The organism is Sphingomonas sp. SphC10, from assembly GCF_057004845.1.
Window position 1 is genome coordinate 196,603 of sequence record NZ_JBSLMQ010000002.1, and the last position, 23,201, is coordinate 219,803.

Below are 23,201 nucleotides of genomic sequence, written 5' to 3' on the forward strand. Positions count from 1 at the left end.
GCCCGCCGACGCGCCGATGACGACTGCCTGAAGGCTCACCGAGTGTTCCTTCGATAGATCTTTTCCTCGCGCACGAACTCCGAGAACATGTCGGCGTGGGCCGAGAAGCGCAGGCTTTCCTTCGACCCGACGCCTAGGAATCCGCCGCGCGCGAGCGATTCGCCGAACAGTCCCACGACCCGGTCCTGCAATTCGCGGTCGAAGTAGATCAGCACGTTGCGGCATGAAACGAGGTGCATCTCGCCGAACGCGGCGTCGGTCACCAGGCTATGATCGGAGAAAACGGCTCGTTCGCGCAGGGCCTTGTCAAACACGGCCCTGTCGTAGTCCGCGGTATAGTATTCAGATAAAGATGAATGACCGCCGGACTGGCGATGGTTTTCCGTGAACTGGCGGATCCGGTCCAGCGGATAAATGCCCGCCTGCGCCGCGCGCAGCGCCGCCGGGTTGATGTCCGTTGCGTAGAAGATGGTACGGTCGGCCAGCCCTTCCTCGGCGAAGAGGATCGCCAGCGAATAAAGCTCCTCGCCATGGCTGCATCCCGCGACCCATACCTTGAGCGAGGGGTAGGTCCTGAGGTGAGGCACGACGCTTTCGCGCAGGGCGCGAAAATACGAAGGGTCGCGAAACATCTCGCTCACCTGAACGGTGAGGAAGTTTAGCAAACGCGGCAGGATCGTCTCGTCGTGCAGGACGGCCGACTGGATGTCGGAAATGCTGTCGTAGCCCAACTGTGTCCGCGCCTGCAGCAGCCGCCGCTTGATTGAGGCGCGGGCATAGTGCCGAAAATCGTAGTGATAATGCCGATAGAGTGCGTCCAGCAGAAGCTGGATCTCGATGTCCTCGATGCTCTCGTTCGCAGCACCGGCGTCCGTCATTCTGGTGCGCATCACCTGGGCATCCATACCCGTACCAGTGAAAGCAACTTGTCCACGTCGATCGGCTTTGACATGTAATCGTTGGCGCCCGCATCGATGCATTTCTGCTGGTCGTCGGGCATGGCCTTGGCGGTGAGCATGACAATGGGCAGCTTCTTCCAGCGCGCATCGGCACGGATGGCGCGAGCGGCGGTGAGGCCGTCCATCACCGGCATCATGACGTCCATCAGCACCAAGTCGATCGTGTTGTCAGGATCGCCCGCCGCTTCCTCCAGCGCATCGATCGCCTCCTGCCCGTTGCGCGCGATCCGCGTCAGTGCGCCGCGGGGCTCCAGAACGCTGGTGAGCGAGTAGACGTTGCGCACGTCATCCTCGACGATGAGGATGCGGCGGCCTTCGAGCGCCGCATCACGGTGACGCGCTTTCTCGATCATCTGGCGCTGTTCGGCAGGCAAGTCGGAAACGACCTGGTGCAGGAACAGCGAAACCTCGTCCAGCAGGCGCTCGGGCGACTTGGCGCCCTTGATGATGATGGAACTGGAATAACGACGCAGGCGCTGCTCCTCGTCGGCCGAAAGGTCCCGCCCGGTGTAGACGATTACCGGAGGAAGCGGACCCTCGCCTTCCTCGCTTAGCGTCTCGAGCAGGGAAAAGCCGGTGGCATCGGGCAGCGCGAGGTCGAGGACCATGCAATCGTACTGGCCGCCGCGCAGTTCCTCCAGACATTCGGCGACCGTGCCGACGCCGACAGTCTCGACATCCTGCGATCCGAGCAGCTGACTGACCGCCTCACGCTGGACCGCGTCGTCCTCGACGATGAGCACACGCCGAACGCGCGATGCCAGTTTCTGCTGCAGCATGGCCAGCACCTCTGCCAGCCGTTCGCGGGGGGCGGGCTTTTCAAGGAAGCCGATCGCACCCAATGCCATCGCTGTCTGGGCCTGGTCCGAACCGGAGATAACGTGGATCGGTATGTGCCGTGTCCTGTCTTCATGCTTGAGCCGGTCCAGAACGGTAAGGCCCGACTGATCGGGCAGACCGATGTCGAGCACGATGGCGCTGGGCCGGTACTCGCGGGCAAGGTCGATCGCTTCCTGCGCGGTGCCGGCCACGAGGCATTCGAAACCCATTTCGCGTGACAGGTCGCACACGATACCGGCAAATCTGCTGTCGTCCTCGATCACGAGCAATACGCGCTTGTCACCGGACAGGACCGCCCGGTCGTCGTCGATGACCGGCCCCTTGGGTGTCGTATTGGTCCGGCCCTTCGGCCTGGTCGCGGCTTGTACAGTTGCCGGGGCTGTTGCCGGCGGTTCCTTACCCGCCGGCGCGGCAGCGCGCGGCGCGACGGTGGCGGGATCGTAAGTGGCAGGCACGTCCACGATGAACGTGCTTCCCTTGCCTTCTTCGCTCGTGACCCGGATCGTTCCGCCCAGCAGGCGGACCAGTTCGCGCGAAATCGAGAGGCCGAGCCCGGTGCCGCCGAACTTGCGGCTGATTGTGCCGTCGGCCTGGCGGAAGGCGTCGAATATCGCGTCGCGCTGCTCCGGTGCGATGCCGATCCCGGTGTCGGCGACCGCGAATTCGATCTGGTCGTCATCCTTGCTGGAGATCGACAGGGTAACGCTGCCCCGTTCGGTGAACTTGATCGCGTTCGAAAGCAGGTTCTTGAGTACCTGTTCCAGCCGCTGTCGATCGGTCTCGATGGAACGCGGCGCATCGTCGGCAAGCGCGATGTCGAGTTCCAGCCCACGCTGCTGCGCCAGCGGCTCGAACATCTTTCGCAGGTCCGAAGCGAGCCGCTCCGTGGAGACCTGGGTCGCCTGGATCTCGACGTGACCCGCCTCGATTTTCGACAGATCGAGGATGTCGTTGATAAGGGTCAGGAGGTCGTTGCCCGAAGATTCGATCGTGCGGGCAAACTTGACCTGTTCGGCCGAAAGGTTGCCGTCGGCATTGTCGCCCAGCAGCTTGGAAAGGATCAGCAGCGAATTGAGCGGCGTGCGCAGCTCGTGGCTCATGTTGGCAAGGAAGTCAGACTTGTACTGGCTGGCCTGCTCAAGCTCGCGAGCCTTAAGCTGCAGCGAGGCAGCGGCGCGCGAAAGCTCGTCACGCTGGCCCTCCAGAGCCTGCGCTTGTTCTTCAAGCTGGCTGTTGGTCTGTTCCAGTTCGACCTGCTGCAGTTCCAGCCGGGCTTGCGTTTCCTTCAACGCATTCCCCTGCTCCTCCAGTTCCTCGTTGGAGACCCGCAATTCCTCGCTTTGCGCCTGCAGTTCGCTAGCCTGGCGCTGCGTTTCCTCCAGCGCGTCCTGCAGGCGCTCGCGGAAACGCGCCGAGCGCAGGGCGACGCCGATCGAGCCTGAAACGGTATCGAGTAGTTCTCGTACCCGGTCATCCACCGCATCGAAAAATCCGAGTTCGATGACGGCATTGACCGAACCTTCATTGAAAGCCGGGGCGACCACGAGATGGCGCGGCGTATCGCTGCCAAGTGCGGAACCGATCTTGAGATAACCGTCCGGGATATCCGCAAGCTCGGTCGGGTGTCCGTCTGCCGCCACCTTGCCGAGCAAGCCTTCGTTGAAGGCAAACGTTTCGGGCACCGCTGCCGCGTCGGTCACCCCGAGCATGGCTGCACGGTTGAACGTGCCTCCTTCTCCCTTGAAGATCGCGCCTGCGTTAGCCCCGGTCCTCTCGGCGAGGAAGGCAAGCACCGCGGCGCCCAGCTGCGGGACAGTCTTCTCGCCGCGCATCGCTTCGCTAAGCTCCACCTGCGCGGTTTGCAGCCAACGCTGACGTTCGCGCAGGCGGTTTCCGCGCATGAGCAGCAGGAATATCGCGATGGTCAAGGCGATGCCAATAAGGCTAGTGACCATGGCGCTGACGAGCGTTGCACTGGACGCCGCAGCCAGTTCGGCGATGCGCTGCTGGCGCTCTGTCGTCTCCGCGCGGTTTCTCTGCGCCATCTCCAAACGGATCGCATCCATCGCGATCTTGCCCTGGTCGCTGTCGATCATCGCGATCGCCGGATCGAAGCCCTGATCGCGACGAGTCTCGATGGCCAACCGGGAGAAACGGAGTTTTTCGTCGATCAGGGTCCGGAGCCGGTCGAGGTCCTCATCCTCGGCGGCATTGTCATTTGCAAAAGCTTCCAACTTCCCCAGGTTTTGTCGCGCGCTGGCAGCTCCGGTTCGATAAGCTTCAAGATATTGGTCTTTGCCGGTCAGGACATAGCCTCTGCTACCAGTTTCCACGCCGAGCACCGCTATCATGAGCTCATCGAGCGACGTCAGCACCTCGTGCGTAACGCGGATCCGTTCCTCGTTCTCGCGCATGCTGAGGACGTTCGAATACGAAAGGATCGCGCTGACCAGGAAGAAGCCGATCCCGGCAACGAGGCCGACGATAGACCACCAGGAATTCGTGTCGCGGAATTTCCGCTTGGAGGCAGCATCTTGCAAGAGTTTGAAATCCTTTAGTCGTGCCAAGGCCATAACGGCGGACGATAATTCGAAGCAACCTCTTCCTCAGTCTCTAATGGCATGTAGCGTCAGTTTGCACCTTTTTGATGAGCGTCGCGATTGTATCGAGCCTCTGGATGCCGAGCCGTGATCAGATCGCTGTGTGCCGCCCTTGGAATAGTGACGTGACCCCCGATTTTCCTCCACGCTGGATTAGAGTCCGCCCCTGAGAGAAGGACGGACGAGATGAAGCGAACGAGGTTTTCTGAAGAGCAGATCATTGGCGTGCTGAAGGAAGCGGAGGCGGGGGCGAAGACCGCGGACCTGGCCCGCCGACACGGTGTGTCGGAAGCGACGATCTACAACTGGAAGGCGAAGTACGGCGGACTGGAGGTGTCCGAGGCAAAGCGGCTGCGCTCGCTCGAGGATGAGAACGGCAGGCTCAAGCGCTTGTTGGCCGATGCGATGCTGAACAACGCTGCGCTGAAGGATCTTCTGACAAAAAAGTTCTGACGCCCGCCGCGAAGCGGGAAGCTGTTGCTCATCTCCAGGATTGTCACGGGATGAGCGAGCGGCGGGCGTGTCATGTGATCGGAGCCGACCGTAAGAGCGTGCGATATCGCTCCCAGCGGGCTGACGATGCCGAGCTTCGCGAGAAGCTGCGCGAGCTGGCGAACCAGCGACGCCGGTTCGGCTATCGTCGCCTGCATATCCTGCTGCGCCGGGAGGGGGTGATGATCAACCGCAAGAAAACCCAGCGTCTTTACCGTGAGGAGGGATTGGCGGTCAGGCGACGCCGGAGCCGCAAGCGTGCTGTTGGAACACGGGCGCCTGCTCCGGTGCTGGCCCTACCGAACCAGCGCTGGAGCCTCGACTTCGTGCACGACCAAATGGCGTCAGGACGACGGTTCCGCGTGCTGAACGTGGTCGATGACGTGACCCGGGAGTGCCTTGCGGCGGTGCCCGACACATCGATCTCAGGCGGCCGTGTCGTGCGCGAGTTGACGGAGCTGATCGCACAGCGCGGCAAACCGGGGATGATCGTCAGCGACAACGGGACCGAACTCACGAGCAATGCGGTGCTGGCATGGTGCGGGGAGATCGGCGTTGAGCGGCACTACATCGCGCCGGGCAAGCCGATGCAGAACGGCTACGTCGAGAGCTTCAACGGCCGCATGCGCGACGAACTGCTCAACGAGACGCTGTTCCTCAGCCTTGCCCACGCCCGGGTCGAGATCGCCGCCTGGGTCGAGGACTACAATCGGGAGAGACCACACTCATCCCTTGGATACGCAACACCGGCGGCGTTCGCCGCCGAACTGGATAAGCAATGGACTGATTCGCTACGCCCTCCGGGCTCCGCTACGCAGCCCATTGCTTCAACCGCGCTCAAGCGCAAAACAACCGCGCGGCTCTAATCCCAGTTGGGGGAAAGCCGGGGGTCACGTCACGAACTGCCAGACAATTGACAGCGCTAACTAACAGATAATTCCGACTGCGGCACCTTTTCCTATCCGCCGAAAGCAAAGGCTCGAGATCGGTCGCTAGGAAACCGAATAGCAAGGAGCCGGGAAGGCCTTCTACAATGCGACATTCCAATTCCCTCGCGATGGCAAGTTTGGCGTCACCGCATGGAGCGGGAGCGTTCTGATCGGCGGGCGGTATGGCATCGCACTCCTTTTTTCCGTTATGGCCGAAAAGATGAGTCGCTCCATGTGCGAAGGCCGCTAAGATCTTTGCAGCTAGCGTATCTTGATCGACGATCGCTGGATATCGGGACCCCTGCGGGCACTTTATCGATGTTGCCCCGACCCGGGGCAAAAATTAGAGGATGAACGATGGCTAAAAAAGTTCAGACGACCGCCCATGACATCAACCCCGACCCGATCATCGTGAAGCCAGTTCCCAACGTGGACAAAACCGGTCCTTTCGGTGGCCGCGCGATCGACAAGGGGGAGCGGCCACGCGGCCCGGCGGGCGACAATTCGCTGCACCACCACAACCCGGGTCTGGGCGAGACCGATTTCGACACCGAGCTGGGCAATGCTGGCGAAGTGCATCAGCAGGTGCCCGATAGCGGCGATCATAGCGATACGGTGGCGCATCTCACCGACAACCACGGCCATCGCATTGCGGACAACCAGAACAGCCTCAAAGCCGGCGCGCGCGGGCCGACACTGCTGGAAGACTTCGTTCTGCGCGAGAAGATCTTTCACTTCGATCACGAACGTATCCCCGAGCGTATCGTCCACGCCCGCGGTTCCGGCGCGCACGGCGTGTTCGAAGTCACCAAGGCGATCCCCGAACTGACCAAGGCCAAGCTATTCTCCAAGGCCGGCAACAGCTGCCCCGTGTTCACCCGTTTCTCCACCGTCGCGGGCGGCGCTGGATCGGTCGACACCCCGCGCGACGTGCGCGGCTTTGCGGTCAAGCTCTACACCGAAGACGGCAACTGGGACCTGGTCGGCAACAACATCCCGGTGTTCTTCATCCAGGACGCGATCAAGTTCCCCGACCTCGTCCATTCGGTGAAGATGGAGGCCGATCGCGGCTATCCGCAAGCGGCCAGCGCGCATGACACGTTCTGGGATTTCATCAGCCTGATGCCCGAGTCCATGCACATGATCATGTGGGCGATGTCCGACCGCGCGATCCCGCGCACGCTGCGCAACATGGAAGGGTTCGGCGTCCACACCTTCCGGCTCGTCAATGCCGAGGGCAAGGGCAGCTTCGTCAAGTTCCACTGGAAGCCGGTGCTGGGCCTTGCCTCCACCACTTGGGATGAGGCAGTGAAGCTGGCCGGGGCCGACCCCGATTTCCACCGCCGCGATCTCCACGAAGCGATCGATGGCGGGCACTATCCGGCATGGGACCTGGGCATCCAGGTGTTCGACGAGGCGTGGGCCGCCAAGCAGCCCTATGACGTGCTCGATGCGACCAAGCTGATTCCCGAAGAGGAAATCCCGGTCGACATCATCGGGCGCATGACGCTGAACCGTAATGTCGACAATTTCTTTGCCGAGACCGAGCAGGTCGCCTTCCTGCCCACCAATGTGGTGCCGGGGATCGATTTCTCGAACGATCCGCTGCTGCAAGGGCGGCTGTTCAGCTATCTCGACACGCAGAAATCGCGGCTGGGCACGACCAATTTCCACCAGATCCCGATCAACGCGCCCAAGTGCCCGTTCCACAATTTCCAGCGCGACGGGATGATGCAGACGCTGGTGCCCACGGGCCGCGCCAATTACGAGCCCAACAGCCTTGCCGAAGCGGGCGAGGACGGCGGCCCGCGCGAATGCCCGGAAACCGGCTTCACCAGCTTTGCCGCCAATGACGAACGCAACGATGGCGGCGAGAAGCTGCGCATCCGTGCGGAAACCTTCGCCGACCACTACAGCCAGGCACGGCTGTTCTATCGTTCGCAGACCGATAACGAACAGGCGCACATCTGCTCGGCTATCGTGTTCGAGCTGTCGAAGGTGACGCTGGAGCATGTCCGCAACCGGGTGATGAGCCGTCTTCGCAATATCGACGAGGATCTGGCCAAGCGCGTGGCCGCCGGTCTGGCGATGGACCTCCCGGAAAAGGCCAAGGCCGCGAAGGAACCGATCGATATGGCGCTGTCCGATGCACTGTCGATCCAGAAGCAGGAAAAGCCCGTGTTCGAGGGCCGCTGCGTGGGCATTCTCTACGCCGAGGGTTCGGACAAGGCGATGATCGACGAGATCAAGGCGGGCGTCGAAAAGGACGGCGGTACGGTTAAGCTGGTCGCGCCCAAGGTGGGCGAGATCAAGGTCAAGGGCGGCACACTCAAGGCCGATGGCCAGCTCGCGGGCACGCCTTCGGTGGTGTTCGATGCGGTGGTCGCCATCCTGATGCCCGACCAGGCGCAGGAACTGGCCAAGGATGTGGGCGCGGTCGCCTGGTTTGCCGACGCCTGGTATCACTGCAAGACCATCGGCGCCTGTGGCGGCACGCGCGAGCATATCCTGCCCAAGGCGAATATCGAGCCTGACGCGGGCGTGCCCAAGCCGGAGGACTTCCTCAAGGTCGGCACCAAGCGCCACTGGGATCGCGAACCCAAAGTCCGCGACCTGGCCTGACCCACGCGCGGTGCCGGATCATGGAGGACAACGATCCCGTCATGGCCGGCACCGCCGATGTCTGCACGCTGTCCGAGGCACCGCTGCGCGTGCTGATCTATCTCAGCACCGCCGGCGCGCAGGAAAACGCGCAGGCCGACACCGCGCTTGCGCTCGCTCACGAAGTGCAGGCGGGCAATCGGCGCAAGGGCCTCACCGGCCTGCTGCTGGGCAACGGCAATAGCTACATGCAGGTGCTCGAAGGCAGCCCGGAGGCGGTTGGCCAGATGTTTGCCACGGTCAACCGCGATCCGCGTCACCGCGCGCTCGATGTCGTGCTTGATCAACCTGCGACGGAGCGGACATTCCCCGACACCGCCATGCTCGGGCTCGATCTCGACGCCAGCCCGCTGGACCGCCGCGCCGCGATCGAGGCGCTGATCCCGGCCGGGGCGGATCGCGATGTGCGCGAAAAGCTGCTCGCCTTCAGCGTGTTCGATTGAGGAATACGAACAAGCCAACGCGGCCGCGCGTGGCGATCATCGGGGCCGGGCCGAGCGCGGTCTATGCCCTGAAGCGGTTGATCACGTCAGAGGCACCGCTGGCGATATTGATCTTTGAATCCGGGGCGCGGCCCGGTGTGGGTACGCCCTACGATCGCCAGCAGAACTCACCGGCCATGCTGTCCAACATCGCCAGCATCGAACTGCCGCCGGTGTGCGAGACCCTGCTCGACTGGTTGCAGCGGATCCCGCCCGAAACCCGCCATGGCTGGGGCATCGGGGATGCCGACCTGCACGAACGACACTTTTTTCCGCGCGTGGTTCTGGGCGATTATTACGCCGACCAGTTTGGCGCGCTGGTGAATGAAGGCGCGGCGCGCGGCCACCGCATCACGCTGCACACGCGCACCCGCGTCAGCGATATTGTCGCGCATGAGGGCGGGGTCTGGGTGACGAGCGATGCTGTCACTCAGCAGGCCGCGCTCGCGTTCGATCATGCGATTCTGGCCACCGGGCACTCGGTGCCCAAGACACACGGGGCCGACCCGGCGGCCCTGGGGCGCAGCGTCGAGCCAAATCTTTCGGCGGACGCGATTCGGCTCGGTATCCTTGGCACCTCTCTGAGCGGAATCGACGTGGCGATCGATCATGCAATGCGGATCGGCCGTTTCAAGTCCGTGGACGGGCGCCTGACCTTTGCGCCGACCGACCAATGCGACCGGGCGCAGGGTCCGCTCATCACCATGATGTCGCGCGGCGGGCTGCTGCCCGAAGCCGATTTCTTCTGCCCGATCCCCTATCAGCCGCTGGATCTGTTTACCGACGACCGGCTGGCTGCAATCGTCATGGGCAAGGATGGCGATCTGGACCGGGCATTCGGCCTCTTCCTCGACCAGCTCGAGCGGCTCGACCCGGCGTTCCTACGATCGCTCGGGCCGGGATGCACGACGCCGGAGGGCTTTTCCAAGTGCTATGCGCAGCGCCGCAGCGACTTCGATCCGTTGGAATGGGCGCGCGGCAATCTGCTGGAAGTGCACTACAACGCGCGGCATCACCGCACCGTGCCTTGGCGTTATGCGCTGCTGCGCATGCACGAGCCGTTCGGCGCCATTGTGAAGGACTTGTCGGACGGCGACCGCGCCCGCTTCAACCGCTCGCTGAAGCGCGTGTTCGTGGACAATTATGCGGCTGTTCCGCCGCTCTCGATCGAACGGCTGATCGCGTTGCACGATGCCGGTATCCTTGCAATCCATGCGCTCGGTTCCGACTATACGATGGAGCGGGACGACAAAGGCGCCGGCTGGCACATCGCTGCGCGCGGAGTGACGCACCACTTCGATTCCATCGTCGACGCACGCGGGCAGGCCGTTCTGGGGCAGGAGGAATTTCCCTTTCCAACGCTGCGCATGCAGATCCGCGCCCTGGCCATCGCGCGGTCGGCAAGCCTCGATGAAATCGTCACCGGGAAGGGCTTCAAGCTCGGGCAACCCGGCAACCCGCTGGAACGCGTGCATTGCCTGTCGTTGCCATTTCTGCTGGGGCGCAACCCCTTCGTACAGGGGCTGACCGCTGCAGAGGAGCTGGGAACCGCGGCTGCGCATGCCATCCTGAGCGCGCTCGCCGCGAACAGCGAGCGGGGCCTGCCGATTGATATCGAAGGGGCCCTGGCATCGCTTGGCGGGCATGTGGTTTACCTGTTCGCAAGCCAAGGCCAAGCTGTCCTCGAAGCGCCGCGCAGTTAGTTGCCTTGGTGTGCTATGTAGAAAGCTGGCTCCATCGATTGAAAAACTAGCCGGCTTACCTGTCAACGAAAAATTCAATAAATCTTGCAGTAAGAGCTTAGGCCTGAAAAGGATAAGGGCCATTTAATTGCACGAAAATTCGTGACAGGTGTGCGCATACTGCCCTATGCTTATTATAGTGCGGCATTCCTACAGGTTTTTTCGCGTGAATAAGGCCGTCTGTGGGCCAGAAACACGAACGGCTGATTGCGGCGCGCAACGATGCCATGTTGGCCCGCCAGAAAGTGTGGCTGATTGAGCTAATCGATGGAACGCGCAGACAGTCGGCAAGCAAGCTATGAACCGCGCCGCCTCGTTTTGATGCGCGAACGAATGGCGGCTTTCGGTTTAAATCCGAAGGGTTCGGAATGACCGATATTGGGGCGCAAAGCGGTCGTCGCCGGCTATCGCAACACCTCGACCTTCAGCCCTTTCACCTTCACAGCCCGCCACGACTTATCGGCGGTGAGGGCAGGGCGCTCCAGCTCCCGTGCCTGCGCGAGGCACGCCCGATCGCCGAGCGACAGCCCGAGGCTGGCGGTCGACGCCCGCAGCCGGCATGACGCTCGGCTACCAGCTATTTATTGCTCTGTTGCTTCTCCTGCCCGGCATCGTCGGGTGGGTATGCGTTCGAGCCGGTTCAACCGATGACCTCCTGAGCCCCATGCCCGACCGGCAAGGCTCAACCACCACATTGGCTGCGATCGTGCTCTTCGCATGCCTCGGGCATCTGTTGGCGGCCATGGCCATCGACCTCAACAGTCGGGTCGCCGCCACCTGGACGTTGCTGTCATATGATCCCGACTTCTACCGGGTGATCCTGAGCCCGACTACCGAAGCGCGTAACGCCCACGACATCTGGACGGCGCTTTCAGGCCTGTTGTGGACCAGCTTCGTAACGGGTGCGCTTTGCTATTGGCTCGGTCGCAAAGGAGCGCTTCAGAACCTCGTGAAGCCTTCTGCGGCTGGATGGCTTCAGCGCGTTGTCGATGCGTCCGCTGCATCGGACAAGGTCGCTCTCGCCTACGTGATGACAAAAGCCGAGCACGAGGGGAATTTCGTGGCCTACGAGGGCGTGGTCGAGGCCATCAGCCTCGACGAGGATCAGTGCGTCGGCATGATCACGATGTCGAAGGTGGACCGCTTCTTGGTCACGGTTGATGCTAAAGGAGTGCATCGGCAAGCACCAGCGGCGAAAGATGTGATCGCGATCTTGCGCCTCAGGAAAGACGAGATCGCCAATATCGCGTTCGATACACTTGACGTAGCAAGTGACACAGTTGAGACCTTTTTTAAGCTTCGGTGGACAGAGCGCGTAAAGCGCGCATGGAAAACCTACGGTGAGACCGAACTCCATTCTGATTTAACATAAGATATATTATCGAACAAAACAGGAACGTGGCTTGTGCCGGCTTGGCAACAGCGGCTTAACCAGCGGCCGAACTCTTAACTTGGCTCAATAGTCGAGGTTGCGTTTTTCCATCTGTGCGGCCGCGAGGTCCGCGACCGGACCAGCGCCTTCGGCCAGCTCGTAGATCGCTATCACAGCCCTGTCGTCGAGACGCTCGACCATTGCCTGGACCGCTGACCAGTTAGCCACGTCGAGCGCGACCGTCGTGCTTTCGTTACCGGACACGGCGATCGACCGCATCAGCCATCTTCGACCAGCGATCGGCCGAATACAGCATACGATCCCGAGCATGTGGCAGATCGAGCCGCTGCGCCTCGGCAAGATCGGCCGCAGCCCTCGCGCGGTAGTCGGCTGCGGTATCGGCCATGACGTCCCCTCAGCTTAGGCCAGCGTTTTTATACGCTGGCCCGTATATCACTTGCCATTCAACCGATCGCGGACCGCCTTGGCGGGCGCGAACGTCAGCTTGCGCGACGCCGCGATCGTGATCGCCTCGCCCGTCGATGGGTTGCGCCCCTGACGCTCGGGGGTGTCCTTCAGCTTGAACTTGCCGAACCCGTTGAGGCTGACTTCCTCGCCGGTCGCGACGGCCGCGGTGATGTTCGCAAGGATCGCATCGATGACTTTCCTGGCGTCGGCCTTTGCGAGGCCATGGGTGTTGGAGATCTGCTCGGCCAGATCGGATGTAGTCGTCATGAACACGTCCCGGTGGTGAATGATTGTACCGGCCTAGCCCGGTTCATGCCGAACCGCCATCGGGAGTTGCCTCCTGCGCGCTCATCTCACCCTCGTAGGGGCGGACGAGCTTCAGGGCATCTTCATGGCTCCCGTCGAGCCATGTCGTAAAATCGCGGGGGTGGAGGATCGCCGGCATCGCCTTGGGATGCCAGGGCGCGACGGCGGGGTTGGGAGAGGTGGTGCAGAAGGCATAGGCATCGCCGCGCTCGGTCGGCCGCCACAGACCGGCGAAGAAGGCGATGGGCTGGTCAGGCAGCGAGAACCACATCTGGCGGGGTTTGCCGTCATCGCCCTTCCCGCCCTCGGGATGTGGTTCGGCGAAATGCGTGAACGGGACCAGGCAGCGGCGATCGGGACTGGCGATCGACGGCTTCCACATCGACGATGAGAGATTCCGCGCATTGGTGACGAACTTGTCCAGCTTGACCGCCGGGTCGCGCTTGCTCGCTACCTTGGTCGGGAAGCCCCATTCCATCGCGATCGGCTCAAGCGGGCGGTTACGCTCCCCTGCCCGCCTGACGACCAGGCCATAGCGCGCGGTCTTCTTGCCGGTCGGGAAGATCTCGCGCGGCACCGGGTAGGTCTCGTCCTCGGGATACGGCGGCTCGAACCCGACCGACCGCATCACCGCGGCCTGTTTGGCGCTCAGGCGATATCGGTTGCAGATCGGTCCACTCCTTTAATCTGTTTGGCTCAGAAGAACTCCCGGCCACCACGATACTCGCGCCAGGCATTATCCCATTTCGTGCCGACGTCGCCACTCACCGGCCGCGCCCCGAGGTCGTACCCGGCCATCACGTCGTCGATATGCGGTGCCGGCGCCGGGGTGTTGAAAGGCGCGATCCTACGCGCCTTCAGGTGCCAAACATAGGCGAGCTCGTGATCGGTTACCGGCGGGGCCTTGCCCCACGCCACGTCCTGGAACTGGCGCTGCGCCGCGCTCCTCGGCCGGCGCTCGCGCAGACGCAGCGCATCGTAGAACAGCAGATGCTCGCGCAGCAGCGCCTCGTAGCGTTCGATCGTGCGCGGGTTTTCGCCGTCCTGCTCCACCGTGCCCACTCCGTCAGTGCGGGTGAAAATCCTCGCCAAACTCAATCCGATATGCTAGGCTTTGCAAGCCTAATTCTGACCAGCACGGTCGGCTATGGATTGAGGAAGGAGCGGCCGTGTTTAACAATGTTACTGGCCAATATGAGTACGACGCTCCTAGCCGGGATTGGGACAGGCAGAACGACGTTCCGCCCATTGGCGCGAATATCTATTTCAATCCTAACAATGTACTCGATCCAATGACGCAACGAGGCATTGAACTTGCCTCTGAGCGAACCAATTTTATCGAGTACACCCAAAAACCGATAACGTCAGCGCGAGGTAACAAAATCCTCTTCGCTGTCATTATCGGACTTATGATCGTCGGCAATTTCCTTATTCCCGGCCATTCCTAAGCTGGAACCTCCTCGGATCGACCGGAGCGCCATCCTTCCATAATTCATAATGAAGGTGCGACCCGGTCGATTTTCCGGTGCTGCCAACGCGGCCAATCACAGCCCCGGCCTCGACCGTACTTCCTACCTGGAAGCCAGACCGATCCTGCATGTGGAAGTATTTGCTCTGTGAGCCGTCGCCGTGTTGCAGGACCACATAGTTCCCGGCACCGTTGGCTTGGAAGTCGTTCCGAATGACCTGACCCGAAGCTGGCGCGCGGATCTCCGTCCCGGCTGGCGCTGCGATATCCACCCCTCGGTGATGCCGCCCGGGCTCGCCAGTGACCGGGTCGATCCGACCACCCATTCCCGAACTCAGCCGCCCCGAAATCGGCAGCATCGCACGTTCACCGCGCGGGACTTCGTAAACATGGCTGGTGCCAGCTCCGATCCCGAGATTGTCACGGACCCAGTTGCGCGCGCCCTCAACACCGGGAAGTGTCGTCGTGATCCACGCATCATTGCGCTCTTGGACATGGTCACCTAGCTGACCCGCCGTCCCTCTCGCCTCGTCGACACCGTTCCCGACCTCGAATGCACCACGCGTGATGCGCGCTGACGCGTTCGGGATCGCGTCAGCGACATTGCCGGCCAAATCGAGATCGCGCGAGCTTTCCCGGATCGACACGTCAGGCCCTTGCGCCCTGACGCCGGCTGCGCGCTGGTTGCCCCATTGTTGTACCGCACCCGGGGTCGCCGAAGCAGGGCCATGCAACTGCCCTGACAGACGCTCAGGCACGCTTACACCCAGTTCGTCGCGGACCGATGAGACGCGACGCTCCATGAATTCGCCAAGCAGGATATCGCGCACCTGTTCCTGTTGCGGCGTGCGGGGCATAACCATGCCCGGCGTCCACCCGAACTGCGACAGCGTGTCGTCGCCGAGCAGTCGCTCCTGGGCATACACGACAAACTCCTGGCTCTCGTTCCGGTTGAGGGACCAGCCCCGCGCCGAGGCCTCTCTGACATCGTTGCTGACCCGCTGGAACGTCTCTTCGGCTCGAGTTGCTTCCAACGACGCCGACCGCGATTCCCCGACGCTGACGCCCAGCTTCTGCGACAGCGACCGAACTTCACTATCTCCGCTTGTGCTGGTTTCGCGCATAAATTCGTCGCGAGCCGCACGCGCTTGAGTAGTGTTTGTTTCTCTAGTCAGATAATCACGAGTTTCACTGTAGGCTTGATCTCCCGATATGTTACGACCTGTGTTCTCGTTGATAATTGAAGCTAGGCGCAAGCCGATCCCTGCCCTTCCGGTAACTCCCCACATCTTTCCAAGGGCCTCTAGACCCGCATTGGCATCACCAGTAGTTTGCGTAACTCTGGAAACATTCTGGCTGTCAGATACGCTTAGTCCAAATTTGTCCGTCAAACCTGTCGAAAGGCTCCGGGACGCCTCTGTCATCCGCGCGACGCTATTATTGAACCCGGACCCCGTCTCGGTCGAACTCCCGCGACGATGCTCAGCGGCCGTCAACAGATCCGTCGCCGTCGTCGCTGTCGCGTTCCAGGATTGCGATGCCGCGCTGCGGAGCGACTGGGTGTGCGTCTGCCCGTCCGAGAGCGCGCGGCTCATGCTGCTGTCGAATCCGGCGGTCCGCGTCGGCGTGAACGCGAGGTTCGAGATGCCCTGGCGGGTATCGAACGCGTTGGTCCCGTCCGCGAAGCCGTATGTCACCCCGCCATCGGCATTGGTGAACGTGCCGACCGAATAGCCCGAATTGAACTTTGGCTGATCGTCGAACTTGTTCGCCTGGGTCATGCCAGACGTCAGGTTCTGGAACGAGGTGTTGCCATACGAATAGTTGCCGGTCGTGCGCTCGGTCGCCGCCTGCTCGGCCGCGCTGTGCGCCGGCTGCAGCATCGAGGTGGCGTGTCCCGCAATCGCCATCGCGCCGCGCGCCATGCCGCCCGCGATGAACGGCACGCTCATCATCAGGAAGCCCGCGAGCGTCGAGATCGATTCATTGACGCTCGCCATGCCGTCCGAGACCAGCAGCGTCGGCCCGATCGGCGCCGCCGCATGGTAGAGGCTCGCCGCCCTGCTCATCACGAACATGTGCAGGATGACGTAGAGCGGCCCCCAGGAGGCGAGGTAGAAGAACCCGGTCGCATAGCCCTTCAGCGTCTGCAGGCCGGTCCTGGGGAACAGGAACAGCGGGAAGAGCACCGGGAACATCGCGTAGAATACGACCGTCAGGACGATGCCGAGGAGCGGCACCCAGGTCATCGCCTGCGTCGCGATTGAGGTATAGGTGTTCTTGGCCTGCGCGTCCGCGCGCTGCGACGCATAGGCATCCCAACCGGCATCCGAGAAACTCTCGCGCGCGGCCAGGAACGCGTCGATCATCGAGATCTGCTTCAGGTAGGAATAGGCGTCGGTCGGCGACCCGTGCATCTGCGCCGCCACGATCGGCAGGTCATCGCGGATGCGCTGGGCCGCGACCGTATCGGCGATCCCGGGATATGCACTCTTCGCGAACGGCAGCAGATCCTTGTCGTAGGCAGCCTGCCACTGACCATCCATCCGCGAATAGGCTTCGTTGCACGGGATGATCGAGTTTTCGGTGGTGCCCGGACCGGTCGAGGTAATCCACCGCTGGCTGCGCGCCGGCGACCCAGGTCCGATCGATTGCCACAGATTGTTCGTCTTGGTGAGATCGTCCATCGCCTTGAAGCCGAGCAGCACATCATAGAAAGTGCACTGCTTCAGGTGCTCGTCGAGGTTCGCGCGGAACACGCTGTCGGTAATCTGGAACGTGCGCGCCTTGTCCATCAACCGCGCGCCGTAGATCATGCCGTTGTTGGTCAGCGCGAGCGCGTTCGGCATCACGAACACGGTCTCGGCCGAGCGCGTCATCCAGTCGCCGACCTGGCTGGTGAAGGAGGCCATCACTCCCAGACCCAGCGGCACATTGTCCACCACCGCCGGCGCGAGCGCGGGGTTGATCCGGTCGGTCACCTTCACCGTGACGGTCGGGACCATCAGCATCATGTAGATGAGCGTCGACTGCAGGAACCAGTTGAACCACGCCCGCCAGTCGAGCGAGAAGGCGACGACGAACAGCGAGTAGATGAAGCCCATCACCATCACAACCTGGAGCATCGAGCGATAGCCCCCGCCCCCGGTCCATGCCGCGACCGCGTTGAAGACGTTGACGATATATTCGCCCCCGCCGATCGTGAAGACTTCGAGCATCGCCGTCGCTCCCTTGCCGCCGCGTTACCGCAAGCCCTGAGCGCTGAGCCCGCGTCCGAACCGGAGCGATGCCGACAGCTGCGGGCTCATGGTGTTCTTGAGGGTGGATTCCATGAACTGGGTGTATTGGATCACCCGGTAGGTATTGGAGATCTGCCCGGCCATCTTCTCGCTGCGCCGCGACAGCTCGGTCTTCACGCTGTCGACCTGGGCGCGCCACGCCTTGAATTCGTCGGTCGAGACGAACTTCGCGCCCGCCTGCGCCTGCGAGATCGTGTCCAGCATCCGGTCGAGCATCGACATCAGCATGTCGATCGCGACCATCTCGGCGAGCGTCGCGCGATCGCCGCCCGACAGGCCCATGTGCGCCGCCTCGTTGACGACAAGGATCTTGTAGAGCGGGATCGAGGTCATGCCCAACAGCGCGATCTCATCGCCCGACAGCGCGGCATTTGACCGGATCTTGCCCGACATGCTGTCCATCGCCTTGAGGACGCGCGTACGCAGCGCCTCGTTGGTCGAGATGCTCAGCTTGGTAGGCGTGGGCTTCAGACACCCCTTGTCGTCAGTGGTGTCGCACTGCCACACGTCAGTCGGCGCCGAGGCGGTGCCGTCGAGCAGCGCCTGATAGGTGTCCCAGCTGGCCGGCGCGATGAACTGGAACGCGCCCATGCTGTCCTTGGCCTTGGTCGCATCGTAGATGATCGTACCGACCATCGTCATGAGGAACTCGGCATATTCGCGGGACGGCTTGGTCGCGCTCTTGGCGTTCAGCGCATACCAGGTGTAGTTCTTCGACTGGACCAGCTCGGCATCGTCACCGGCCTTGGCGATCGTCGACTCCCGCTCGCCCTTGTTGGTGCAGCCGTGACGCGCCGCGGCCGCGTCGGAGAAGAAGCCCTTCGCCCCGCCGACCTGCTGACAGATCGTCGAGGACGCCCCGTCCATCGCCGGCCACAGCGAGCCGATCGCCTGCTGCGCCGCCTCGCAAGAGGACATGTTGAACGCGTTCAGCTGCTGCACGCGCTGGCTCATGTCCTTCATCACCCCGCCGATCTGCGCGGAGATGCTGTCGATCGCGAGCTGGAACGCGAAGCCGATCGCGTTGTTGGCGGTCGCCTTCAGCATCGCCACGATCTCATCGGCGTTGATGAACGAGAACGACCCCGCGAACAGGTCGATGCCGCCACAGCCGCCACGCGCGCTGGGAAGCGCGACGCTGACCGGGTTGATCGACTTCTGCGGAAAGCGGCTCCACAGCGAACCACCCGAATAATAGCCCGCCGACTGACCCTGGAAAGCGGTCGGGCCGGTCACGTTCGCGGCCGCGCCCGACTTGTTGAAATAGCTGTTCATCTCGCCCTGGACGTCGGCCATCGCCGGCGTAGCGACGAGACCTCCAATCGCGAGGATCATGCTGGCCTGCGCGAGAACCGCGGCGCAGAAGCGGACGATCGAGCGGACCATCAGAAGTCACTCCCGGGCTTGACGCTGGTCAGTGTGAAGATGCGGTTCATCACTTCGTCGGCCGCCATCACGCCGTAGCCGATCGGCATGGGCTGCTTGGTGACAGTGTCGAACAGCACAAGCGCGGGCACCTGCTGGCCGCGCATGCCCATCGCCTTGTACTGGCCGGTGTCGACCGTATAGTTCGGGAAGGCGCGGGTCGGCCCGCCATCGAGCGAGATTGCCATGACGGTCAGGCCGAAGCGATCCGACACACTGCGCATGATCGGCCCGAAGGTTTCGCACGCAGCACAGGCCGACGAGTAGAAATAGAACACGCCGTACCGCTGCGAGATCCGCGACAGCACGCGCTCTCGATCCGCATTACGGCTATCGAGCCAGGTCCGCTTGCCCAGCTGGTTGACCGGGCGCTGGAGCGTGTAGTCGAGGTCCGGGTTCTGCCAGATCGTACGCTGCCACATGTCCGCGAAAGAGGAGGCACGATCAAGCTGCTCGCGCTGGAAAGCGATATAATGGCTGATGTTCTCGGGCGTCGGCTCGAGGATCGCCCGCGCCTTCAGCTCCTCCAGCTGCTTCGAGATCGCCGCAAGCTGCTCGGCCGAGGACCGCGCGGGCTGCGCCGATCGCTGCTCGGCGGGCCTGGCCTTCGGCTTGTCGCAATAGAACCAGGTGCCGAGCCGCCGCTCGCGGCAGTAGAAGTCGTCCCCGGTCTGCGCCGCGACGCGGTCGGCCGATCCCAGATCGTCCGCGCTGCCATAGCTGTCCTGGCCGCCATCGCGGCCGTCGTCACCGGCATCGCGGGTGGAGGACACCGAATCCGGCAGCGGCGTCAGGTCCTGCGCCGTCGCCGGCGTCAGCACGGGCGACGCGACCGAGAGGATGAGAGCGAGGGTCAGGGCCTTGCGCATGTCAGTCGTCCTTCTGTTTCTGCTTTTCGCGATCTTCCTGTTCGCGGCGGGTGAGGTAGGATTTGAGCGTCCCGAGGAGCGACGGCTCCTGAAGCGACACGAGCTGCGCCATGTCGTCTGCGAGGATGCGGAACAGGTTGCCGTACACCCCGATGATGAGGTTGCGGGCGTGCCGGCGCGGGTAGAGCGTCTCGCCCCGGCGCAGGATGAGGTTGGCGCGGATCAGCCGCGCGATCGTCGGTTCGAGATCGGCCACGCACAGCTTCGTATCGAACCAGCTGTCGAGCGTCGGGATAAGGAACCCGGCCGGGTGCGGTCCGGCGCGCAGGAGCGCGATCAGGACCGCAAATTCCGCGACCGACAGGTCGGGAAAGGGACGATGGTCCGACAGTTGCGTCACGCCGGTCATTTGCTCTTCTTCGCGTCGTAATAGGCCTTGATCCGCTCCTGGATCTGGCGCGAGGTTTCGATCTCGTCGGGCAGCTTCGCGGCGTCGACGAACTCGGCATAGACCTCGGTGAAATCCATCACCGACAGGTCGAGCCGCGAGAATTCGTCGAGCGTGAACCCCTTGCAGGTTTCCTTCTTGGCGCTGCCCCACGGCTTGTTGATCTGCGGGCGTCCCTGTTCCTGCAGGATGCGCGACAGCTTGCTTTCGAAGCAGCAATAGGCCGTCGATTTCGATGTGCAGATGCCCAGCACCTTGTCCGAGCAATAGTCGCCCAGCTTGTGGCACATCCCCATGCGGTCCTGCACGTCGAGAAGCTTCTCGTCGTTCGAGCACATAAACATGGTGAGGAATGGCGTCGCGAGCGCGGCGATCGCCACCGGCCCGCCCGCGATCGCGGCCGCGCCGGCAGCCGTGGTGATGAGGCCCGACGCCTTGCCAGCGCAGCAGTTGACCAGCCCGAACACCGGCTTGTGGCAGGTCTGCCGCTTGCCCGAAAACAGCGTCAGCGTATCAGGGTCGAATTCGGCATTGGCCTGGCCCAGCGCGTGCAGCCCGACCACGGCGTCCTTGAACTCGGTCGATGCCTCGCGCTCGACCGGCTCACACTCACCGTCGATGCAGTAGACGTCGTCACCACAGATATATTGCTTTGGATCGTTCGTCGGAGGCGACGGAACCGGACATTTGTAGACCTTCGTGGTTACCTGGCACGCACCAACCTGCGGATCGTCGAGGCACTCGTCACGCAGGAACGTGCATTTTCCGCCGTTCTCCAGATCGCTGCAATCGGACGCCTGGGTGATGCGCTGGCAGGTGAACGGGCGCGACCACGCCCAGCACGATGCCGTGACCGACACACCGTCAATGATCCGCGTCTCAGGCCCCTCGGTGCAGACCTCCGGTCCCGTCGCGGTGCAGGCGGTGTCGGCCACCAGCGCCGGACAGCTTCCCTCGTTGCGCTTTAGCGTGATCTCGCGCGTACCTTCCTTCCTGAGATACACTGTGCCGGTCGCGTAATTCTGGTGCGCCGGGATCTCCGCCTGGGGGATTTCGGCCGAGCACGAATAAAGCTGCGCGGTGGTGCGCATTGAGGACAGGCTCTTGCACCAGCGACGATAGTCTTCGACGTTGCCGCCGCCCGCCCCCAATTCGATCTGCGCATCGCAGATATGCGGCGTCCCCGCCTCGACCCGGCAAATGCCGGCACTGACCTTGGCCTGCATCACGCTGTTGCGGGCGAACCCGTTGCCCTCGTTCTGGTCGCGCACGCCGTAGTAGAAGTACCGCAATGTATCGACGATTACCGGGTCCATCCTGCCCGTGCAGGTCGCCGGGGTTTCCTCGAGCTTCGCGCCTTTGTTGCAGGTCGCCTCGTAATAATCGGTGGTGCCATTGGGTGGCAGCGGCTTGCAGCTGCTTTCCGTGCCGCCCACCGACTGACCGGCGAGATAGCTGTTCGGGTCCTTCTCGACGTCCTGCGCGCGCGTGAGATCGCCGGCAGGCACAGTCACGACTTTGCGGCCCGGATCGGTGACGAGCTGCCACGCCTCGTTCGCGCCTGCAGCCGACCCGCCCGCGGCGATCAGCGCATCGGGATCGTCGGCATAGGCTTCGCCGGGCTGCGGGCCGCTGCTGAAGCCCGGGATGGTGGAGGGCAAATCGGTCGAGGAGATGATGCCGCCCGAAGCCTGACGCGCCGGCGTCGCGAGGGCCTTCGCCTCGGCGCGTGCACCCGCCATATCCCCCTTGGGGTAAGTGTAGGTTGAACTGCTCGACTGCGCGCTCGGCTCGGCCGCTGCCGCATTGCTCGATGCCGCGGGCTGCGCCGTGCGGGCCGAGCTGGCGGTTGTCCGCGCGACAGCCGCGCTCGGCTCGGGGACGCTGGTCACCGTCGTCTTGGCGACCGGCGCGGATGTGGGTGTGGGGGTCGGGGTGGGCTTGGGGGTCGTGTCGCTGAAGTAGGTGTAATCGCCCAGGCCGTAGAAGTCGCCGACGCCCTGCTGGGCCTGCTGGGTGGACTGGACCTGGGCGAGCGCCTGCGCTGCCAGAACCGGCGCCAGAAGACCGATCAGGATGCGGCCCCCCCGCATGGTTCAGGGATTCCGGCCGAGGTTGGCGAGCGCGGTCCGCGCGACCAGCGCGCCGGGACCGTTCTCGCCCGCGAACGTCTCCAGCGCGTAGCGCACCGTGACATTGCCCTCGATGCGATCGAACGGAGGCGGCGTCGTCTTGCATGTGAGGCCGTCGCACGGCGTGAAATCGCTCGACGAGACCACCATCGTCGGGACCGCGGTCACGTCGAACGCGCGGAACAGGCGCGGGTCGATCCCGATCGAGGCGAACTGCTGGTCCTTCTCGACCACCCTGGAGAGCGCGGCGATGAACGCCTTCCCCGAATTACCGGGGAAGCCCCGGAACACCACGACACCGCCAGCGGCCGAGGTATCGGCGATGATCCGCTTCAGCGCCTGTTCGGGCATCGAGGTGGACACGAACACCATGAACTGCGGCGCAGTGCCCTGGTTCTCCTTGAGGTTGGCGGACGCGGCGTGGATCATCTCGTCGAAGTCGACCGCACCCGCCGGCCCCCTGGGCAGGCTCGCCTTGTCGATCGTGCGCATCTGCTCCAGCGCGACCGCCTGCACGGTCTGCGCATCCTTGCGGAACGCGTCGCCGCGCCGCTCCACCTCGTTCACTAGCGCGGTCGCGTCCTGTTCGGACTTGGCCGATCGCGCGCGGATCGCGTCGAGATCGAGCCCCTCGACGGTCTGGGCGAGAACGGCGCAGCCGGTGCCGATCGAGGCGATGGCCAGCGCGGAAAGGAGGAGCTTCTTCATG

19 protein-coding genes are annotated in these 23,201 nt (G+C 63.1%); 6 read left to right on the plus strand and 13 right to left on the minus strand.

Features of this window, described 5'->3' with window-relative positions; genetic code table 11:
- Window positions 1-35 precede the first annotated feature (35 nt).
- Both ACWKSV_RS18705 and ACWKSV_RS18710 read right to left on the minus strand, forming a co-directional pair.
- Window positions 36-905 (minus strand): CheR family methyltransferase, encoded by an 870-nt coding sequence (locus tag ACWKSV_RS18705; RefSeq protein WP_081799108.1) that lies wholly within the window; start codon window positions 903-905, stop codon window positions 36-38.
- Complete coding sequence (locus ACWKSV_RS18710) at window positions 890-4,213, minus strand: response regulator (RefSeq protein WP_231733310.1); 3,324 nt, start codon at window positions 4,211-4,213, stop codon at window positions 890-892. Before ACWKSV_RS18710 ends, ACWKSV_RS18705 begins: the two co-directional genes overlap by 16 nt.
- A gap of 372 nt (window positions 4,214-4,585) precedes the next feature.
- Here ACWKSV_RS18710 and ACWKSV_RS18715 point away from each other — a divergent pair.
- From ACWKSV_RS18715 to ACWKSV_RS18735, 5 genes are all read left to right on the plus strand, one after another.
- Window positions 4,586-5,757, plus strand: a protein-coding gene (locus tag ACWKSV_RS18715; RefSeq protein ID WP_156458509.1) for an IS3 family transposase whose coding sequence is annotated in 2 segments (ribosomal slippage) — window positions 4,586-4,838 and window positions 4,838-5,757 — 1,173 coding nt in all. Because the reading frame shifts where the segments join, the coding sequence is not laid out codon by codon here.
- A gap of 420 nt (window positions 5,758-6,177) precedes the next feature.
- The gene (locus tag ACWKSV_RS18720; protein ID WP_081799113.1) at window positions 6,178-8,442 is read left to right on the plus strand and encodes a catalase; all 2,265 of its coding nucleotides are present in this window, start codon (window positions 6,178-6,180) and stop codon (window positions 8,440-8,442) included.
- A 20-nt stretch (window positions 8,443-8,462) separates the two neighbouring features.
- Window positions 8,463-8,924 (plus strand): BLUF domain-containing protein, encoded by a 462-nt coding sequence (locus tag ACWKSV_RS18725; RefSeq protein WP_036527633.1) that lies wholly within the window; start codon window positions 8,463-8,465, stop codon window positions 8,922-8,924.
- A 29-nt stretch (window positions 8,925-8,953) separates the two neighbouring features.
- Window positions 8,954-10,666, plus strand: a complete 1,713-nt coding sequence (locus ACWKSV_RS18730; RefSeq protein ID WP_051586985.1) for an FAD/NAD(P)-binding protein — start codon at window positions 8,954-8,956, stop codon at window positions 10,664-10,666.
- Window positions 10,667-11,264: 598 nt separating this feature from the next.
- Complete coding sequence (locus ACWKSV_RS18735; protein WP_053556528.1) at window positions 11,265-12,077, plus strand: hypothetical protein; 813 nt, start codon at window positions 11,265-11,267, stop codon at window positions 12,075-12,077.
- Between the two features lie 84 nt (window positions 12,078-12,161).
- Here the strand turns inward: ACWKSV_RS18735 and ACWKSV_RS18740 are convergent, their stop codons facing one another.
- The 5 genes from ACWKSV_RS18740 to ACWKSV_RS18760 form a co-directional block, all read right to left on the minus strand.
- Window positions 12,162-12,356 (minus strand): hypothetical protein, encoded by a 195-nt coding sequence (locus ACWKSV_RS18740; RefSeq protein WP_483666935.1) that lies wholly within the window; start codon window positions 12,354-12,356, stop codon window positions 12,162-12,164.
- The gene (locus ACWKSV_RS18745; protein WP_310106994.1) at window positions 12,331-12,483 is read right to left on the minus strand and encodes a hypothetical protein; all 153 of its coding nucleotides are present in this window, start codon (window positions 12,481-12,483) and stop codon (window positions 12,331-12,333) included. The genes ACWKSV_RS18740 and ACWKSV_RS18745 overlap by 26 nt, the downstream gene beginning before the upstream one ends.
- Before the next feature lie 47 nt (window positions 12,484-12,530).
- Window positions 12,531-12,812, minus strand: coding sequence for an HU family DNA-binding protein (locus ACWKSV_RS18750; RefSeq protein WP_126014085.1), 282 nt, complete (start codon window positions 12,810-12,812; stop codon window positions 12,531-12,533).
- A gap of 43 nt (window positions 12,813-12,855) precedes the next feature.
- Window positions 12,856-13,479 (minus strand): SOS response-associated peptidase family protein, encoded by a 624-nt coding sequence (locus tag ACWKSV_RS18755; RefSeq protein ID WP_066760145.1) that lies wholly within the window; start codon window positions 13,477-13,479, stop codon window positions 12,856-12,858.
- A 68-nt stretch (window positions 13,480-13,547) separates the two neighbouring features.
- Window positions 13,548-13,913, minus strand: a complete 366-nt coding sequence (locus ACWKSV_RS18760; RefSeq protein ID WP_483666936.1) for a hypothetical protein — start codon at window positions 13,911-13,913, stop codon at window positions 13,548-13,550.
- A 107-nt stretch (window positions 13,914-14,020) separates the two neighbouring features.
- On the opposite strand from ACWKSV_RS18760, the gene ACWKSV_RS18765 reads away from it, so the two are divergent.
- Window positions 14,021-14,299 carry a hypothetical protein gene (locus tag ACWKSV_RS18765; protein ID WP_483666937.1) on the plus strand — a complete coding sequence of 93 codons (279 nt, stop codon included), beginning with the start codon at window positions 14,021-14,023 and terminating at the stop codon, window positions 14,297-14,299.
- On the opposite strand, the gene ACWKSV_RS18770 is transcribed toward ACWKSV_RS18765, so the two are convergent.
- From ACWKSV_RS18770 to trbC, 6 genes are read right to left on the minus strand one after another with little or no spacing between them, the layout of a single operon-like run.
- The gene (locus tag ACWKSV_RS18770; RefSeq protein ID WP_483666938.1) at window positions 14,280-17,537 is read right to left on the minus strand and encodes a conjugal transfer protein TraG N-terminal domain-containing protein; all 3,258 of its coding nucleotides are present in this window, start codon (window positions 17,535-17,537) and stop codon (window positions 14,280-14,282) included. The two genes, ACWKSV_RS18765 and ACWKSV_RS18770, sit on opposite strands and share 20 nt — an antisense overlap.
- A 24-nt stretch (window positions 17,538-17,561) precedes the next feature.
- Window positions 17,562-19,004 (minus strand): conjugal transfer protein TraH, encoded by a 1,443-nt coding sequence (locus ACWKSV_RS18775; RefSeq protein WP_007406347.1) that lies wholly within the window; start codon window positions 19,002-19,004, stop codon window positions 17,562-17,564.
- Entirely contained in the window at window positions 19,004-19,912 is a 909-nt protein-coding gene (gene traF / locus ACWKSV_RS18780; RefSeq protein ID WP_066282994.1) for a conjugal transfer protein TraF, read from the minus strand. Before traF ends, ACWKSV_RS18775 begins: the two co-directional genes overlap by 1 nt.
- Window position 19,913: 1 nt before the next feature.
- Window positions 19,914-20,321 (minus strand): hypothetical protein, encoded by a 408-nt coding sequence (locus tag ACWKSV_RS18785; protein ID WP_007406345.1) that lies wholly within the window; start codon window positions 20,319-20,321, stop codon window positions 19,914-19,916.
- On the minus strand, window positions 20,318-22,453 hold the full coding sequence (locus ACWKSV_RS18790) for a conjugal transfer protein TraN (protein ID WP_126027388.1): 2,136 nt from the start codon (window positions 22,451-22,453) through the stop codon (window positions 20,318-20,320). The genes ACWKSV_RS18785 and ACWKSV_RS18790 overlap by 4 nt, the downstream gene beginning before the upstream one ends.
- Before the next feature lie 3 nt (window positions 22,454-22,456).
- Window positions 22,457-23,200, minus strand: a complete 744-nt coding sequence (gene trbC / locus ACWKSV_RS18795) for a type-F conjugative transfer system pilin assembly protein TrbC (protein ID WP_066674860.1) — start codon at window positions 23,198-23,200, stop codon at window positions 22,457-22,459.
- Between the last annotated feature and the right edge of the window lies 1 nt (window position 23,201).

Bases quoted from the DNA above. Each gene is read 5' to 3' on its own strand.
- ACWKSV_RS18705 (WP_081799108.1), bottom strand. From the start codon at position 905: ATGGATGCCCAGGTGATGCGCACCAGAATGACGGACGCCGGTGCTGCG.
- ACWKSV_RS18710 (WP_231733310.1), bottom strand. From the start codon at position 4,213: ATGCGCGAGAACGAGGAACGGATCCGCGTTACGCACGAGGTGCTGACG.
- ACWKSV_RS18720 (WP_081799113.1), top strand. From the start codon at position 6,178: ATGGCTAAAAAAGTTCAGACGACCGCCCATGACATCAACCCCGACCCG.
- ACWKSV_RS18725 (WP_036527633.1), top strand. From the start codon at position 8,463: ATGGAGGACAACGATCCCGTCATGGCCGGCACCGCCGATGTCTGCACG.
- ACWKSV_RS18735 (WP_053556528.1), top strand. From the start codon at position 11,265: ATGACGCTCGGCTACCAGCTATTTATTGCTCTGTTGCTTCTCCTGCCC.
- ACWKSV_RS18740 (WP_483666935.1), bottom strand. From the start codon at position 12,356: ATGCGGTCGATCGCCGTGTCCGGTAACGAAAGCACGACGGTCGCGCTC.
- ACWKSV_RS18745 (WP_310106994.1), bottom strand. From the start codon at position 12,483: ATGGCCGATACCGCAGCCGACTACCGCGCGAGGGCTGCGGCCGATCTT.
- ACWKSV_RS18750 (WP_126014085.1), bottom strand. From the start codon at position 12,812: ATGACGACTACATCCGATCTGGCCGAGCAGATCTCCAACACCCATGGC.
- ACWKSV_RS18755 (WP_066760145.1), bottom strand. From the start codon at position 13,479: ATGCGGTCGGTCGGGTTCGAGCCGCCGTATCCCGAGGACGAGACCTAC.
- ACWKSV_RS18770 (WP_483666938.1), bottom strand. From the start codon at position 17,537: ATGCTCGAAGTCTTCACGATCGGCGGGGGCGAATATATCGTCAACGTC.
- ACWKSV_RS18775 (WP_007406347.1), bottom strand. From the start codon at position 19,004: ATGGTCCGCTCGATCGTCCGCTTCTGCGCCGCGGTTCTCGCGCAGGCC.
- traF (WP_066282994.1), bottom strand. From the start codon at position 19,912: ATGCGCAAGGCCCTGACCCTCGCTCTCATCCTCTCGGTCGCGTCGCCC.
- ACWKSV_RS18785 (WP_007406345.1), bottom strand. From the start codon at position 20,321: ATGACCGGCGTGACGCAACTGTCGGACCATCGTCCCTTTCCCGACCTG.
- ACWKSV_RS18790 (WP_126027388.1), bottom strand. From the start codon at position 22,453: ATGCGGGGGGGCCGCATCCTGATCGGTCTTCTGGCGCCGGTTCTGGCA.
- trbC (WP_066674860.1), bottom strand. From the start codon at position 23,200: ATGAAGAAGCTCCTCCTTTCCGCGCTGGCCATCGCCTCGATCGGCACC.